The sequence below is a fragment of the Paenibacillus sp. FSL W7-1088 genome (assembly GCF_037969855.1).
Classification (GTDB): Bacteria; Bacillota; Bacilli; order Paenibacillales; family Paenibacillaceae; genus Paenibacillus.
This window is the reverse complement of the sequence record NZ_CP150216.1, coordinates 3,804,797-3,820,007: the sequence shown is the minus strand read 5'-3', so window position 1 is coordinate 3,820,007 and position 15,211 is coordinate 3,804,797. Positions and strand designations below refer to the sequence as shown.

Here is a 15,211-nt window from a genome sequence, read left to right as displayed (position 1 = left end):
CAGTACAAGGTAACCCCTTTCGGGAGCACATCTCCTTGGAACACCCGGTTTTGCCCTTGAGCGGTGTCTTTGCTATGGCAGATCTAGCTCAAGCTGTTCAGTACTGGTATAGACATACAGTAATACAAAAAATAAAATGATATAAGTAGGCACTTTAAAGTGTCCTGGGAATTTCATAGAGCACTAGGAGGGAAACTATTTGGTACATTCATCCATAACTAAACAATCTGATATTTCGTTATCCAATTGCGGCTATAGCAAGGTTCTTGACATTATCTCTAACAAGTGGACTGCACTTGTTATATATGCCATGGAAAACGGTAAAATCAGATATGGAGAAATGCTACGGAGAGTTGAAGGGATATCTAAAAAAATGCTTACCCAGACGGTACGCAAGCTGGAACGTGATGGATTGGTCCAACGACACATTACGCCTACAGTACCTCCAAGTGTGGAATATTCTCTAACAACATTAGGGGAAACATTGCTCAAACCGATGAAAGAGTTAAGGCAGTGGGGAAGAGAAAATTTCACTCGAGTTGTAGAGGCGAGGGTTAAGTATGACGTTGCTTATACTACTGGTTCAAGTGAAGCCGACAGATAAATTGATGGACTTTACAGTACTTGAAGTATCACGTTGTAGTAGCGTAGTTTTGGATATCCGCTAGACCTTGGAAGACTCATTGAAGAGGCTGAAAACGGACTATTTCAATTTGCCTAACGAGCACCGCATTATCCGGCCATGCCGAGATTCTTGAAGGGGAGCTGCCATTTGGGCCGAAGATTACCCCGTAGATGATTACTGTCGAGGGACAAGAACATGATCCCATTGAAGTCGCTATTTTAGCGGCTTTTTATTTTATCGGTAGAAGTTCTTGTCCCAAGCCAAGGACAAGAACTTCTACCGATTGCCGATTAGATGAATATCTACACATTGAGTGAATACGCATAAACTTAGGAATTCTTGGAACAAATTTTATGGGTGGATTCTTGCTCGTAAGCTCGCCGCCGCAGTCCACCTCGTAAAGGTGGCGGACTCGCGGGGGGCCCGATGCATAATAAAAATCAAATATATTAATCTACACTGTCCAAAAGGATGCAAAGCAACAGAAGTGCCAATGCAGATGAAGAATAAACAAACGTATAACATATAAAAATGTGGGATTGATTTGACGAAGTAAGTTGAGTGTGATAGCATTTGGTTTAATTTAAAACGAAAAGGCTATGATGAGAAATAGTAAGTATTAGGGATTTCACAGAGAGAAGATGGTTGGTGCGAATCTTCATTGAACTAATAGTGAAGCAGTCTCGGAGCTGTGAACCGAACAGAGGAATCTCAGTAGGCTTCAACGGAGTTCCACCGTTATTCAGGAAACAATATCGGAGATATCCCGTATTGATTGAGTGCAGAGAAATCTGAATTTAGGTGGTACCACGGACATAATCGTTCGCCCTAAGTTGACATGTAATATGTCAGCTTAGGGCTTTTTTGTTTTATTCTTTTTCGTTTAAACATATGTAAAAACATTTTCCAAGAATAAATAATAATTAAAATGGAGGCATTGAGCATGGTTAAAATGACACCAGATGAGTTAAGAAAATCATACATTGACTTTATGAAAGGAATAGGGGCAAGCCAAGTACCCTCTTCTAGCTTGTTACCAGAAAATGATCCCTCAACGCTTTTTACGGGAAGTGGAATGCAACCTATGGTTCCATATTTATTGGGGGAAAAGCATCCAATAGGCAATGACATTGCTAATATTCAGAAGTGTTTAAGGACAGGCGATATTGATGAAGTAGGAGATACGTCGCATCTGACATTTTTTGAAATGGTAGGTCGATGGGAGTTTAAAGCAAATGAAGATCACTATAAGAAAAAGCAAATCGATGCCGTTTGGAATTGGCATATTAAAGAATTAGGAATTGATCCTGACAGACTATATATCAGTGTTTTTATAGGAAGTGATGATTTGAATATACAGAAAGATACGGAAACCATTCAAATCTGGTCAGAAAAATTTAAATCAGTAGGTATAGAACCTATCGTTGAAGATAATCCGTATCAATATGGGGTATCTAGAGGTGGGAAAATATTCTTATATGATGAAAAAGAAAATTGGTGGAGCCGATCCGGAAGTCCATTGAATATGCCTGTTGGTGAACCCGGTGGGCCTGATAGTGAAATGTTCTACGATCTTGAGCCAGACGGTGATTCACTGGATCATCCTGCTTCTGAAAGCGAGAGGTTTTTAGAAATTGGGAACAACGTATTTATGTGTTACAAAAAAGAAGACACAGGATTTGTAAAAATGAAAAATCCCAATATTGATTATGGAGGCGGATTAGAAAGGGTTGCAACAGCCCTTAATGGTGACAAGGATATTTATAATACGGCTTTCTTCCTTAATCCCAAGAAAAAATTGATGGAGTTAAGTGGTAAACAATATACTGACGATTTAAAGTCGTTTAGAATCATACTTGATCATGTGAGAGCGGCTACTTTTCTAATTAATGATGGTGCGGAGCCAGCTAATAGTGATGCAGGGTATATAACAAGAAGGTTATTAAGAAGGGCGATTCGTGCAGGTAAAAAAATAGGTATACACGGAAGTTTTGTGGGTGAGTTGTCTGAAGTTTATATCGATGAAGCAACAGCTTATGAAGATTTGATCGGTAATAAAAAGAAAGTTATCGAAATAGTAAATAAGGAAGAAAATCTTTTCTATAGAACTTTACAGCAAGGAGAATTTGAAATACAAAAACATCTTAAGAATAAGGGTAAAGTTACAGGTGCAGATGCCTTTTATTTTTACGAAACATATGGGTTTCCCTTGGAGTTGACGGAAGAGTTTCTAACTGAAAGTGGATATAGGATGGAGGACAAGGCGTCTTATATAGAGGCGGCAAACAAACATGCTGAAAAGAGCAGAACTGCTTCTGTGGGTAAATTTAAAGGTGGACTCGCTGAACATTCAACAGAAACGACAGCCCTGCACACGGTATCTCATTTATTACTTGCTGGTTTAAGGGAAGTTTTAGGTGATCATGTTCATCAACAAGGAAGTAATATTACTTCAGAACGATTACGGTTTGACTTCAACCATGATGAAAAACTTACGCCAGAGCAAATAGCTGAGGTGGAAAAGTATGTGAATGATGCGATTTCATCAAAAGCAGTTACCTATATTTCAGAGCTGTCTAAAATTGAAGCGAAAGAAAGTAATGTTGAAGGGAATTTTTGGGATAAATATCCGGATATCGTTAAGGTGTATACAATCAAAGATAACGAAGGGAAAGTTTGGAGTCGAGAAGTATGTGGAGGACCTCATGTAGAAGATACAACAAACTTAGGAAAGTTCAGTATTAAAAAAGAACAATCTTCTGCTGCTGGAGTTAGAAGGATTAAAGGAGTAATTAATAAAAACGCGGAACAATAGCTGATGTTTTAGGATTACCATTTGTAACAACGTTATGAGTTGCCGGGAATCCAGGATGAATGATAAAGCCGGCACTCGAAGAGGGTTTGACATCGCTTGGCCTTTCCGTTGGCGGTACCGGAGAACAGTATTCAAAGAAAAAGAGCTGGAGCAAGCCCCTGACTGAACTGGATTTATCCATTCCTAGTTAAGGTACCCGTCCAGCTCTTTTTTTCGCATTTGAATCTTGAATAAGGATAAACAACTCAGGCATTTTGAGCAATCATTTCCCGTTAGTTTAATCGTCTTGAAAATTATCTGATTTAAACAGACCATGTAATAGCATTGATAAAAACAGACAGAATATATGGCAAGGGAGGTGGATTTAATCAACACATATACTATAATAATGGAAATAAAATAAGGGATGGTGTTTCTCAATTGAAAACTTTTTATTGTGATCTGGAAATAACCTTAGATGTCATTGGCGGAAAGTGGAGACCTCTTATACTGTATTACTTAATAAAAGGTCCTAAACGGACCGGTGAATTGAAAAGGCTCATTCCATCAATTTCTCAGAAAATGTTAGTACAGTCATTGCGGGAGTTGGAGAGTCATAATTTGATTATAAGAAAAATGTACAATCAGGTACCACCAAAAGTGGAATATGCAATATCAGAAATGGGTATGTCACTTGAACCCACTTTGCGAGCTCTTTGTAATTGGGGTCAGGATTATGCAGAGAAGACATGGAACAAGGATGAATATCGGAGATTAAATGTAGAATAGAGTAATTTAAAAAATCAATTTATGCTGCATTTTATCACAATTATCACTTTTTGGTTACTATATAACCAAAAAGTACGTACTATTTTAAAAGTGATACATAGTACATAATGAGACTTGTGACCATGAAGAAAATAAAAAAATTAATAGGAGGAGTGTTCTAACAATGTCAACAAACAGCAGTCAAATAATTCTCAATATACGTTTTAAAATTAAGCCTGGTAAGAAAGAAGCTTTCCGTGAAAGTCTATTTGCAATGATTAGCAACTTCAAGAGTGAACCTACCTTTGTCAATGCGATCGTCTCCGATGATCTTGATCATTCTGATGATCTTGTCATCTATGAGATCTGGCAGGGTACAAGAGAAAGTTGGATTCGACACGAACTTAATAAACCTTATCGTGCTGAGTATGAAGGTGCACTTACCAACCTAATTGATGATAGAATCGTAAGCTGGCTTGAACCAGTCGGTGAATGGGGAAGTACACTGACGAATGTAAGACGGTAAGTTTCTTAAAGGTAAGGATTATCACTTGCAATCCATTCTGTAGCCTCCAAATTAGAATTTTACAAATCATCTCTGAATATTTCACCGTGAAACAAGAGTCGCTCGATCTACTGCCAAACTTAATCAATGGAAGAGTTCTTGCTAGCTTCACGATAAAAGATGATGTGGACGATATGATAACCTTTTTTTTGATCATAATGTAACTTATATAGTTACATTATGATCAACTTACCTTGCCGTGGTCCCGAAACGCTCTCAGAGCTGGTAAGCTCGCTCGGTACTGGCGCAAAATCTGGAACACCTTTAGAAGCAGCTGAGCAGGACTTTGTAATTTTGAGCGTAATGTGGCCGCAAATGCCTATTGCTTTGTCCATGGTTCCTGACTGGACAGGCCGTGTTCTTATTGATGCTACCAACCGTTTTGAAAATATGGAACCTTTGGTTGGTGAATTATCAGGAAAGAATTCGAGTGAAATCGTAGCGCAATATGCTCCGGGTGCTCGGGTAATCAAAGCTTTTAACAGTGTTCCGATGGAATGGATTAAGAATTACACGGAAGAGAAGCCGAAGACTAGGACTTTTAGTCAATCATATGGTCATAAAACAAGTGAATGATCCGGAAGTCGTGATTGGTTTCTAGTTATAAGATAAAAGCATTAATAAAAGTACAAAGGGGTTATTCATATGGGTAAAATACTTATTACTGGAGCAACAGGTAATCTCGGCAGCAGGACACTAGAGCTTCTTCTTAAAAAAGTTCCGTCAAATCAGGTCGCTGTATTGGTACGTGATCCGGAATCCGAAAAAATGAAAAAGTTTGTTAACGAAGGTATAGAAGCTCACCAGGGCGACTATTTTGATTATAACTCACTTCTGCGAGCTTTTAATGGTGTTGAAAAAGTTATGCTTATTTCCGCGCAAGCATTTACCGACCGCAATACGCAACATTTCAATGTCATCGCAGCTGCAAAACAGGCTGGTGTCAAACAAGTGATTTTCACGTCGATCATACGAAGAGAAAATTCAAATCTTATTGTGCCCGAAGTATCGATGTCAGACTTATTTGCTGAACAAACGCTTAAAGCATCCGGATTAGATTATACCATTTTGCGGAATCCACCGTATCTTGAAGTCATGACTTCGTATTTCGGAGATGCGCTTAAAGTTGGCGTGCGAGTACCCGCGGGTTCCGGTAAAGTAGCCGCTGCATCTCTGGACGATTTGGCGGCAGCCAACGTAGCCGTTCTCACTCAAAACGGGCACGAAAATAAGTCATATACTTTAAGTGGTAGCGAGGGAGGCTCTTTTGCGGACATTGCTGAGGCCCTCTCGGAGATTAATGAGATAAATATTCCTTATGAGGCAATTAGCGAAAAAGAATATATAGATACCATGGTAGCGAATGGCTTGCCTGTTCTTATGACTGATTTCGTATTAGGTTGGGTGCGAGCAATCAACACTGGAGAATTCTCGGAGACGTCTGGAGATCTTGAACGTCTGATTGGCCGAAAACCAATAACGTATAAAGAATTCTTTAAAATCAAATCGCCTTTCTAAAATTGAAGATTGAAAGCTGGCATGTTACTAACTTAATTCTATGAAAAGTTTAGAGTTATTTGCAAGGAAGACATACTATGGGCCGCAAAGGCAAAGTACCATCAGAATCGCTTCTGTGATCCTCAAGAGGTTCTCGATGTGAAGTTCACGACTTTTGACTACAAGCTCGCCATAGGCGATGTATTGGTCAGAGTTACAAGGAGCACATTTCCAGCTAATCGCCGCAAAGTACTCCGAACCTTCAATTAACTCCTCAACGCGATGGTCCAAACTGTTGAATATAAGATACTTCAATAATCTGTTGAAGTTTTTATGATGAGAAAAATTTTTTAGCCGCTAATCCATAAATATGTGGATTAGCGGTTCTTTGCTATTCTTCAAGAGTAAAGGATATCTGTCGCGGGATAAGAACATTGTTCCATTGCCGAAATGGATAAGAACATTGTGTCATTTCGGATTAGGTAGTTATCTAAATAGCAGCATGATGGAGTTCACTTGGCTAGAAAAAAACACATGGATTTAAGAATTCGCGTGAATAACGATTTTTTTGTATCAGGAATTAGGTTTCTTTCGATCAAAGGTAAAGACTATACAAGTCATCAGGTGATGTTGTGAAAACGGGGATTAGTGGTCAACGGTTAAATAAAAATGGTACATTCCCACGAGCAAATAGCCAAGTGAATAAATGGAATAAAGATGCAGGAAGTATAACATTCGAAGCAAAAGTGGTGAAAACTAACATGCGTAACAGACAGGAAGCCCTCGATTGGGAGAAAGCGAATGCTATGAGTCTATTGAAAAAAGGCAATTCAATGAGTAGACATCTACAACCACGTCCATGGGAAAAATAGAGGGAGATGAGTGTATTGTATCTAAAAGCAATTGATCTAGATTTCCCTTATATAATTGATGATGAAAATGTCGAATCAACTGCGACAAAAAAGGATTAAAAGTTAAATTGGAAATGGAAACGGAAACGGCGTTTATTAAGTTTGCAGACGCGTTGTATAACTGCTATGTTTGAACGTTTAATCGGAAAACAAAAAACGAAAGATTGTTGGAAAATTCTTGTGGATTGCGTTGAAAACATTTCGGATGAGAGGATTATTAATTCAGGAGTCTGTGTAGTTTAAATTAAATTTAATTTAGATGACTTCAGCGTAAAAAATGAGACAGAGAAAAAAACGACGCTCCAACTGCTTATGAAGTATCAAGAGTCCTAAAAAGAACTATAGTGCTAAGGTTATTTGTCAACACAATGTAGAAAGCATGGATATATACCTTTCTATTATGCACCGAGACGGAACACAAATACTGTTAGAAAAAGTGATTTCAGAAAATCCGAATGAATTCGCCTATGCTAGGCATCTAGGTGAGCTTAAATGGATATCTGATTCTGAAGTTGCTTTAATTGATGAAGATAATGATGGGATGGTTTCAATAAATCTAGAGAATAAAATAAATTATTAAAAAATCGACAACACGACGGGGGCCTGGGAGGCGGCATTGCTGATTGGAATCGCCTTACCGGCCATCGACGAAGTTTCAAAATTAAGGAAGGGGAAATCTTATTGATGAATGAGCACGGTTGAGTAATCTACACGTTTCTATTTTAGCGGCTTTTTTATTTTATCGATACAAGTTCTTGTCCCAAGCCAAGGACAAGAACTTGTATCGATTGCCGGAATGGACAAGAACATGCTCCGAGTACCGAATAGATGTATATCTAAATAATAAAATTGAAATTTTGGTAAGGACGGTAATAAACTTCGGGATGGCAGTCTTACACATGGTTCTAAGGCGGTAGAGAGTGGCCTATGAGGATCGAATTCAATGGTCAAAGCAAGAATTACACTTGAGTCGCATCATGCGGATATGGAAAGTCTCGAGAATGTTTGGGGAATAGTAATTCATTATGAACAGAAATGGAGCGTAGAGGAATGAAAGTATTATCTATGATTCAACCATGGGCGACTCTGCTTGTCCAAGGCGAGACTCTCTATGAAACCAGATCCTGGAAGACCCGGTATCGCGGTCCGTTGGCCATTCATGCAAGCCAGAAAGTCGATAAGTTAGCCTGCAAACATGAACCGATACGTTCTTTACTCGCCAAGAATGGCTATACGGAACAAAACCTCCCTACGGGGGTTATCCTTGCAACTTGCGAGCTTTCAAATTGTTACCAAGTCATTGACGCTAATCATACGTCAGCCATTCTGGATTGCGGGAAGGTTGTGTCAGGTAAGGACATCCTGTTAGGTGATTACAGTCCAGGTTATTTTGCGTGGGAAATAGTGGGTTTCCGTCTGCTGAAGACCTATATTCCAGTGAAGGGAAAACTGGGACTATGGGAATATCCGATAGACGAAGAGTTGATGATATAACCTATGTAAAAAATTAATTAATGGGGGTTCTGACATTATTACTCATTCGCCTTAACCCTAGGTAATCTGGATTATCGCCAGGAACAGGATGGCTCCGTTTCCTTGGTTAACCCATCTACAGGCGATACTGAATATATCATATACAAACCGTTAATGTATGATTCCTTTATACCTGAAGGCTATCAACAAGTAGAGGGGGTTAATGCTTACCCTGAAGAATCTCTTTCCTTCGATATTCACTATGAATTGAAAGAAAAAAAAGGGACAGTTATACATTGATGTAATCCCCAGTCTGGCGTAGCTTAATGACGCGTCACGTGTATACCCAGTCACCATAGACCCGACCATTATCAAATTTCAACCGACATACCCAATATACGTAGTGCTTTTCCGAAACAAACTGGAGCAACAGACACAACACTAGGAGTAGGTCTATATAAAGACGCTACTAGCTCAAATATCATTCGTTCACTCATTCAATTTGATACATCGACGATCCCACAAGGAGCAAAGGTTCTAACGGCTGACTTGAACCTCTGGTTAGCGTCCGTTTCGAATAATACCAATGTGGACATCACACTGAATAGTGTCAATAAAGCATGGACGGAATACTCGGCATCTTGGATGTATGCAGATGCTACAAACTTGTGGAGTAAACAGGGAGGAGACTTCAATTCTTCGCAAGTGGCTACAACTACAGTTGGTCCTTGTGTCAATGTCGAGGGACAAGAACATAGTCCGATTTCCGATTAGATGGATATATAAACAAAATGTTAAACATCATTAAGCGGCATAATTTAGGATAGTTTTTACATTCTTACGAACAAAAAACTTGATAAGAGATAAAAAAGGGGCTAGGTATTTCAGAATCGAAATTTTGGTACTGGAACTAGTCGATGCTGAGGAGAATAACTTGCACCGATTGCTGAATTGGAAAATTCCGATTAGAAAGGTGAAGTTATAAAAAAGAAACCGACCTTATTTCGATTTCAGTAGAATTTAAGGTCGGTTTGTTTTAGTGAAGGGACACTACCAATAACGAAGTAAGATAACTCAATATTTCATGGAGACATTAATTTCAACAAATTTCTTTACTAAACCTAACTGTTAATTATGCTTTTGATATTTTTAATTATTCCAAAGTGCATTGCTTCATGGTAAATCAGAAAACCTAGTAATTGTTCTACATTTGTAAAGATAAGTCCTGTAGAAGACTTGTAATGAGGATTGATTTCTTCTTTCAATTTGTTTGAAAGTATCGATTCAACCCTTTCAATTTGTTCAGTTAACAAGTTAATTAATTGAGACAACGTTGGAGGCTCTATATTCCAATCAGTCGGTTTAGTTCCTGGATCAAACAAATTACTAAAATTAGCAGGATATTTGGTTTCTTCCCCAGTAAGTTGGAAAGCGAACTTCTCATGTATGACATACATGTGGCCTAGATTCCATTTTATATTGTTTTTCAAACCTGTTGGAATTATTTCCGAGACAGAGTCATTTATATTCCTCACATAATCAACTGCCTGACGGCGAACAAAACCTAATTGATCTGTGACAAAATTGCTCATGACATTGACCTCCCATAAAGCTGCTAAAAATCCTTAAGAAAAAATCACTTGTATTTTGGTGAGAAGAAATTCCGCCAGTATACTAAAAAACACTTTTGTGTCAGTAACCAGAGTTGCTTTCAGAAACATAAGTTGAGACTCGTTGTGACAGATTTGCCAACGTACGTTCGAAATAGGATTCATCATGAAGTGCTCTACTCAAAATTAATCCCCCTTGGATACTAGCAATTGTTTCCTCTGAAATTTGGTCTGCAGTCTCTTTAGAGATACCTGTTTGAACTAGTGCCGCGCTTAAGGCTTCAATCCATCTTATAAAATATTGCCGAATTACAGCAGCGAATCGATCTCTTGTTTCGTCCAAAGCGAATGCACCAATAAGGCATATACGCTGACCAGATTGAAAATAAGTATCGACCTCTTGCCACATATGGTCAATGGCTGCCCGGGGTTCATTCTTTTCGAGCGGTTCAAAAATGTTCTTGATAAACCATTGATCAATATGAGCAAGAATTTCAGCAGCCATCTCATCTTTTCCACCCGGAAAGAAATAATATAAGCTTCCTTTAGATAGACCTGTACGGGCTGTAATTTTACTTAAAGATGCACCCTCATAACCTAATTCACGAAATACCTCAGTAACGAGAGGGATAACATCAGATTTTTCAAAAACAGTGCGCGTCATAGGTTTAACTCACTTAGGCTTGGGTGTTCAGCGGGGCGCGTGCCGAGAGGCCAATGAAATTTTCGTTCCTCTTCCTTAATCGGCATGTCATTAATCGAAGCAAATCTACGCTTCATCAAGCCGTCGTCAGCGAATTCCCAATTCTCGTTTCCATACGATCTGAACCAATTGCCACTATCATCATGCCATTCATATGCGAATCTAACTGCAATACGGTTATCCGTAAATGACCAAAGCTCCTTGATAAGGCGATATTCCAGTTCTTTGGCCCATTTTCGAGTTAATAAAGAGACAATTTCTTGGCGGCCTGTTATAAATTCGCTCCGATTTCTCCAATAACAATCCTCAGTATATACAAGTGAGACGCGCTGAGGGTCTCGGCTATTCCAGCTGTCTTCTGCCATACGGGTTTTTTGGATTGCTGTCTCACGAGTGAATGGGGGAGTTAAATTATTCATTAAATTTTCCTCACTTTCTATACCGTTTGTATTAATATAAACCGATCGGTTTATAAATGCAAGTTTACATCCGAAATTCAATACAAATTTCGAATCGGTTCAGATTCATAATGTACCAAGTAGCCATCAATCATATGCATAATGGCTCTTTTTGTGCATTACCAATGATCAAGAGGGTGTTCATTCTTCATATGCATATCCTACAAAATAATGAAAGAGCAGGACGTGACGTCTCCTCTATAGGAGGGTTCTACTTTTTCTCTCATTTTGTTCTTTTAGCTAAAATCATCAGTCGAATTAAATTAACCTTGCAAAAATTCGATCAATGCTGCATTAAATTGTTCAGAATGGGTCGCATTAAATCCGTGTGGTCCTCCTTCAACAACGACCAGTTGGCTGCTAGGGATGGATTCATGAGTACGTTGTCCGCTCACCTCCAAAGGCACGATGGCATCTGAATCGCCATGGATAACCAGTGTTGGAATGTTGAACTTCTCCAGATCCTGACGGAAATCAGTAAGGGCAAAGGCAGCAATACAATCCAATGTGCCTTTAGGTGAAGCCAGAGCTGCAATATCACGGTTATAGATACGGAATGGCTCGCTCACAAGGTTTGTACGGTCTCCAGCAGCGAAAAAGTTGCTTGTAAAACCATCCAGGAATGCTAGCCGATCCGCTTTTACCCCGTTTTGGAATTCTGCAATCGTATCATCATCCAATCCTCCTTGAGGATTATCTTCGGTTATATAGAGATAAGGGGGAACCGCTCCCGCAAATACGGCTTTAGAAACACGTTCTGTTCCGTAGGTTCCCACATAACGTGCAACTTCGCCGCCACCCATGGAGAATCCGACTAATGTGGCATCACGCAGATCAAGGTGCAGTATCAATTTATGCAAATCCGAAGCAAATAAATCATAGTCATAACCATCCCAAGGTTGAGAAGACTGACCGAATCCACGACGGTCATATGTGATAACACGGTAGCCCGCTTCAATTAGGGCAGGAACTTGTTTCTCCCAGGATCGCCCACTCAAAGGCCATCCATGAATCAGAATAATTGGTTTTCCCGCACCATGATCTTCATAATACAGTTCAATTGGTTGTTCATTCTCAAAACCTACATTTACTTTAGACATGAAAAATACCTCCATTAGTTATTATATTTTTGTTTATACAGAAGCTATAAGCTCAGAAACATGAAGGGGGCTTGTTCATGGATCGCCTCACTCTCTGTACTGATTGTATTAGTATAAACCGATTGGTTTACACTTGCAAGTTCATATCTTTTGTGGTCTTCGTTTCATTCCGTTCGGGCTGCATGAGGGAACTCCTTTTATTCTAAATTGGTATGATCAATATGTATATTTACCCGCTATAAAGAAGCATACTGCAAAAAAATAAGACATTGGAGGTCAAAAGTATGAAAGTTGTCGTATTGTCCGGTTCGAGGATCGGCTCCAAAACCAGAATTGCTATGAATTACACCGTAAGCTCTATCCACAAAAAGTACCCGGATTCAGATGTCACACTGTTAGATCTGGCACTCTTCAATGTCCAATTCAGTGATGGACGGAATTATATGGAGTATGAAGGAGACACGAAATTCGTCATCCAAATGATTATGGAGGCAGATGTAATTGTGATCGGAACCCCTATTTTTCAAGCCTCCATTCCAGCAACACTCAAGAATATTATTGATCTGGCACCTGAAAAAGCATTCCAAGGGAAGGTTGTAAGCATGATCATTACGGCAGGCTCTCAGCGACACTTCCTGGTTGCAGAACAACAATTAAAACCTATTCTGACCTTCATGAAAGCCCAAATTGTACAAACCTATGTATTCATAGAAGAAAAAGATTTCCTTCGTAAAGAGCTCGTGAATGATGATGTCTTATTTCGTATAGACCGCTTAGTGGAAGACACCTTCGTATTAGCAGAGACTTACACCAAAATCCGAGAAGCTGAAGAAGCGAAATATGGATTTTAAAGGAGCAAATGATGATGACTTATAAGGATATTACGGCTGAGTCGTTGTCTCCTGACAACAGATCCGTTGGTGAGTTAGTGATACAGGGAGATATGGAGAGAATTACACAACTGTATGGGCACCCATATACTATTAAGGGGACCGTGGTGCATGGTCAAGCACTGGGAAGAACGCTAGGCTATCCAACCATAAATCTTGGAGGGGAAGCTGACCTCTATGTATCTCCAAAACCCGGAATCTATTTCGGGACTTCAGTAATATTGGAAGGAGATCGGGAGAATGAGCAATATAACGCCATAATAAGCGCTGGTTACCGACCTACTGTGGGTGGAGAATCTTATTTTATTGAAGCCTTTTTATTAGACTATTCAGGCGATTTGTACGGGCGGAACGTATCACTTCAATTTTTAAAATATGTGAGGGAAGAAATTACGTTTGCCAGTCTTGACGAGTTAATCATACAAATGAAATTAGATGAACAGCGCGCCAGAGATTACTTTAGCCATAGAAACCCACTGAATAAACAGTGATACAGGTTAGTTTAACTACTTACCGGGAAGAAAAAGAGACATTTAAAAGTGTCGCGGGACAAGAACATTGTTCCATACAAGTCGCTATTATAGCGGCTTTTTTTGTTTTAGGAACCGAATTCTTGTCCCAAACTGAGGACAAGAACATTGTGTCAAATCCGATAAGATGGTGACCTAGACAAATTTACACTTGTTACTTAGACTTTAGAAACCGTCCTCATTACCGATTTTATGAGTATCTAATATTTAAAAATGCTCTGGCCAACATACAGATGAAGTTCGAGAAGGTGAGGCTGTACAGCGTTTCATCCGTGAGGGAGATAAATAATTTGTTAAGTTCATCACGGTTGGGGGGAATAAAAAGTAGAAAAGAGAGGCAATGGCTGATCATTGCAAAAATTCATATTGTGGTGATCGACATTAGGATTGTCGGTACGAGAAAGTACTAGGAGTTTCAGGGATAGGTCGGCTTATTATGGATCTTGTGAGATGCTTAGCTGGCTTGCAGAAGAGGAACGTAATGGCATTAAGCAAGCACAGGCTGAGGGCATTGCTGAAGCCAAGAAAAAAGGTAAACACTTGGGGCGGTCACAAATGAATTTGAGTACACTTACACCAGGTCAGTCCTGAATGCCGAGTATCTCAACTGGAAGAATAATGAGCTGTCAGCTGTAAAATTTATGAGGAGCAGGCAGTCAAGTTATAATCCTTATCTGAGTAGCTAGCAGAGGCGCTGGAATAAGACGTAGGGTAAACGAGCGTACCCAGTAAGAAAAGGATAAGAGCTAATGATATGATTCTATAAGTTGGAATCTGTCTAATCAAATTTATTACCTCCCAAAATTTAGTGTGAACCGAGTATACCATTGTAAAAATTTAGTGCTAGTTAGGAGGTTAGCAAATATGTACCTTTTTATTCCTTTTATCACGACTTTAATCTCTGGATTTCTGGGTTTTATGGTCTACAAATTTTCTAATATAAAGATCGGGATCGTCGTGACATTAATAACTTCTATTTTAATAGCGTATATGTTTATGGATTTATATGCTTTTTTGGGGGTTATAGGAGGATTATTGTTTTATTTCTTATTGATGCAACGTCAATTAGTTTTTCTCTGATCGAAGGTAAGGACTAGGTTATCGTTGAAACTGTAAAGGAAGTGGTACCAATGGTTGATAAGAATCTTTATCTGTTTCATAAAACTAATGGGCAGGTTAGCGTGAAGGTATGATAAGATAAATTTGAATATATTTACAATAATAAGGGGGTATAAGACATTTTTAATTCTACGGGGCAATGATTGAGTGAATGACCCTAATCATTAA

The 15,211-nt window shown here is 39.1% G+C and carries 17 protein-coding genes, 1 pseudogene and 1 other annotated feature; of the genes and pseudogenes, 14 read left to right on the top strand and 4 right to left on the bottom strand.

Annotated elements, in window-relative coordinates; translation table 11 throughout:
• Positions 1-199: 199 nt before the first annotated feature.
• The 11 genes and pseudogenes from MKY42_RS17190 (at position 200) to MKY42_RS17140 (ending at position 8,933) form a co-directional block, all read left to right on the top strand.
• Positions 200-604: a helix-turn-helix domain-containing protein gene (locus MKY42_RS17190; protein ID WP_339843520.1), complete on the top strand. Its 405-nt coding sequence runs from the start codon at positions 200-202 to the stop codon at positions 602-604.
• 611 nt (positions 605-1,215) lie between these two features.
• Positions 1,216-1,459, top strand: a binding site (T-box leader).
• Positions 1,460-1,568: 109 nt separating this feature from the next.
• Positions 1,569-3,440, top strand: a complete 1,872-nt coding sequence (locus tag MKY42_RS17185; protein WP_177185716.1) for an alanine--tRNA ligase — start codon at positions 1,569-1,571, stop codon at positions 3,438-3,440.
• 59 nt (positions 3,441-3,499) lie between these two features.
• Positions 3,500-3,631, top strand: coding sequence for a hypothetical protein (locus MKY42_RS17180; protein ID WP_256222071.1), 132 nt, complete (start codon positions 3,500-3,502; stop codon positions 3,629-3,631).
• Positions 3,632-3,860: 229 nt separating this feature from the next.
• Positions 3,861-4,208 carry a helix-turn-helix domain-containing protein gene (locus MKY42_RS17175; RefSeq protein WP_090898686.1) on the top strand — a complete coding sequence of 116 codons (348 nt, stop codon included), beginning with the start codon at positions 3,861-3,863 and terminating at the stop codon, positions 4,206-4,208.
• Between the two features lie 163 nt (positions 4,209-4,371).
• Positions 4,372-4,713 carry an antibiotic biosynthesis monooxygenase gene (locus MKY42_RS17170; RefSeq protein ID WP_179264612.1) on the top strand — a complete coding sequence of 114 codons (342 nt, stop codon included), beginning with the start codon at positions 4,372-4,374 and terminating at the stop codon, positions 4,711-4,713.
• A gap of 219 nt (positions 4,714-4,932) precedes the next feature.
• A complete protein-coding gene (locus MKY42_RS17165; protein ID WP_339843514.1) occupies positions 4,933-5,328 on the top strand; it encodes an NAD(P)-binding domain-containing protein in 396 nt (131 codons plus the stop codon).
• Positions 5,329-5,397: 69 nt separating this feature from the next.
• Positions 5,398-6,270 (top strand): SDR family oxidoreductase, encoded by an 873-nt coding sequence (locus tag MKY42_RS17160; RefSeq protein WP_339843511.1) that lies wholly within the window; start codon positions 5,398-5,400, stop codon positions 6,268-6,270.
• 608 nt (positions 6,271-6,878) lie between these two features.
• Positions 6,879-7,121, top strand: a pseudogene (locus tag MKY42_RS17155) (RHS repeat-associated core domain-containing protein); the annotation flags it as partial.
• Positions 7,122-7,560: 439 nt separating this feature from the next.
• A complete protein-coding gene (locus MKY42_RS17150) occupies positions 7,561-7,740 on the top strand; it encodes a hypothetical protein (RefSeq protein WP_339843509.1) in 180 nt (59 codons plus the stop codon).
• Between the two features lie 470 nt (positions 7,741-8,210).
• Positions 8,211-8,654 carry an ASCH domain-containing protein gene (locus MKY42_RS17145; protein WP_090898665.1) on the top strand — a complete coding sequence of 148 codons (444 nt, stop codon included), beginning with the start codon at positions 8,211-8,213 and terminating at the stop codon, positions 8,652-8,654.
• A 102-nt stretch (positions 8,655-8,756) separates the two neighbouring features.
• Positions 8,757-8,933, top strand: coding sequence for a hypothetical protein (locus MKY42_RS17140; RefSeq protein WP_177185715.1), 177 nt, complete (start codon positions 8,757-8,759; stop codon positions 8,931-8,933).
• Between the two features lie 821 nt (positions 8,934-9,754).
• Here MKY42_RS17140 and MKY42_RS17135 read toward each other — a convergent pair.
• The 4 genes from MKY42_RS17135 to MKY42_RS17120 form a co-directional block, all read right to left on the bottom strand.
• Positions 9,755-10,225, bottom strand: coding sequence for a DinB family protein (locus MKY42_RS17135; protein ID WP_179264616.1), 471 nt, complete (start codon positions 10,223-10,225; stop codon positions 9,755-9,757).
• 100 nt (positions 10,226-10,325) lie between these two features.
• On the bottom strand, positions 10,326-10,907 hold the full coding sequence (locus MKY42_RS17130; RefSeq protein ID WP_179264618.1) for a TetR/AcrR family transcriptional regulator: 582 nt from the start codon (positions 10,905-10,907) through the stop codon (positions 10,326-10,328).
• Positions 10,904-11,365 carry a nuclear transport factor 2 family protein gene (locus MKY42_RS17125; protein WP_090898654.1) on the bottom strand — a complete coding sequence of 154 codons (462 nt, stop codon included), beginning with the start codon at positions 11,363-11,365 and terminating at the stop codon, positions 10,904-10,906. The genes MKY42_RS17130 and MKY42_RS17125 overlap by 4 nt, the downstream gene beginning before the upstream one ends.
• 302 nt (positions 11,366-11,667) lie before the next feature.
• A complete protein-coding gene (locus MKY42_RS17120) occupies positions 11,668-12,504 on the bottom strand; it encodes an alpha/beta hydrolase (RefSeq protein ID WP_339843502.1) in 837 nt (278 codons plus the stop codon).
• A 284-nt stretch (positions 12,505-12,788) separates the two neighbouring features.
• On the opposite strand from MKY42_RS17120, the gene MKY42_RS17115 reads away from it, so the two are divergent.
• The 3 genes from MKY42_RS17115 (at position 12,789) to MKY42_RS17105 (ending at position 14,515) form a co-directional block, all read left to right on the top strand.
• Positions 12,789-13,355 (top strand): NADPH-dependent FMN reductase, encoded by a 567-nt coding sequence (locus MKY42_RS17115; protein WP_339843500.1) that lies wholly within the window; start codon positions 12,789-12,791, stop codon positions 13,353-13,355.
• Positions 13,356-13,363: 8 nt separating this feature from the next.
• Complete coding sequence (locus MKY42_RS17110; RefSeq protein ID WP_090898645.1) at positions 13,364-13,885, top strand: riboflavin kinase; 522 nt, start codon at positions 13,364-13,366, stop codon at positions 13,883-13,885.
• A 489-nt stretch (positions 13,886-14,374) separates the two neighbouring features.
• Positions 14,375-14,515, top strand: coding sequence for a recombinase family protein (locus tag MKY42_RS17105; protein ID WP_143067026.1), 141 nt, complete (start codon positions 14,375-14,377; stop codon positions 14,513-14,515).
• The last annotated feature ends 696 nt before the right edge of the window (positions 14,516-15,211 follow it).

Bases quoted from the DNA above. Each gene is read 5' to 3' on its own strand.
- MKY42_RS17120 (WP_339843502.1), bottom strand. From the start codon at position 12,504: ATGTCTAAAGTAAATGTAGGTTTTGAGAATGAACAACCAATTGAACTG.
- MKY42_RS17165 (WP_339843514.1), top strand. From the start codon at position 4,933: ATGATCAACTTACCTTGCCGTGGTCCCGAAACGCTCTCAGAGCTGGTA.
- MKY42_RS17110 (WP_090898645.1), top strand. From the start codon at position 13,364: ATGATGATGACTTATAAGGATATTACGGCTGAGTCGTTGTCTCCTGAC.
- MKY42_RS17130 (WP_179264618.1), bottom strand. From the start codon at position 10,907: ATGACGCGCACTGTTTTTGAAAAATCTGATGTTATCCCTCTCGTTACT.
- MKY42_RS17145 (WP_090898665.1), top strand. From the start codon at position 8,211: ATGAAAGTATTATCTATGATTCAACCATGGGCGACTCTGCTTGTCCAA.
- MKY42_RS17180 (WP_256222071.1), top strand. From the start codon at position 3,500: ATGATAAAGCCGGCACTCGAAGAGGGTTTGACATCGCTTGGCCTTTCC.
- MKY42_RS17170 (WP_179264612.1), top strand. From the start codon at position 4,372: ATGTCAACAAACAGCAGTCAAATAATTCTCAATATACGTTTTAAAATT.
- MKY42_RS17135 (WP_179264616.1), bottom strand. From the start codon at position 10,225: ATGAGCAATTTTGTCACAGATCAATTAGGTTTTGTTCGCCGTCAGGCA.
- MKY42_RS17150 (WP_339843509.1), top strand. From the start codon at position 7,561: ATGCACCGAGACGGAACACAAATACTGTTAGAAAAAGTGATTTCAGAA.
- MKY42_RS17160 (WP_339843511.1), top strand. From the start codon at position 5,398: ATGGGTAAAATACTTATTACTGGAGCAACAGGTAATCTCGGCAGCAGG.
- MKY42_RS17185 (WP_177185716.1), top strand. From the start codon at position 1,569: ATGGTTAAAATGACACCAGATGAGTTAAGAAAATCATACATTGACTTT.
- MKY42_RS17125 (WP_090898654.1), bottom strand. From the start codon at position 11,365: ATGAATAATTTAACTCCCCCATTCACTCGTGAGACAGCAATCCAAAAA.
- MKY42_RS17115 (WP_339843500.1), top strand. From the start codon at position 12,789: ATGAAAGTTGTCGTATTGTCCGGTTCGAGGATCGGCTCCAAAACCAGA.
- MKY42_RS17105 (WP_143067026.1), top strand. From the start codon at position 14,375: ATGCTTAGCTGGCTTGCAGAAGAGGAACGTAATGGCATTAAGCAAGCA.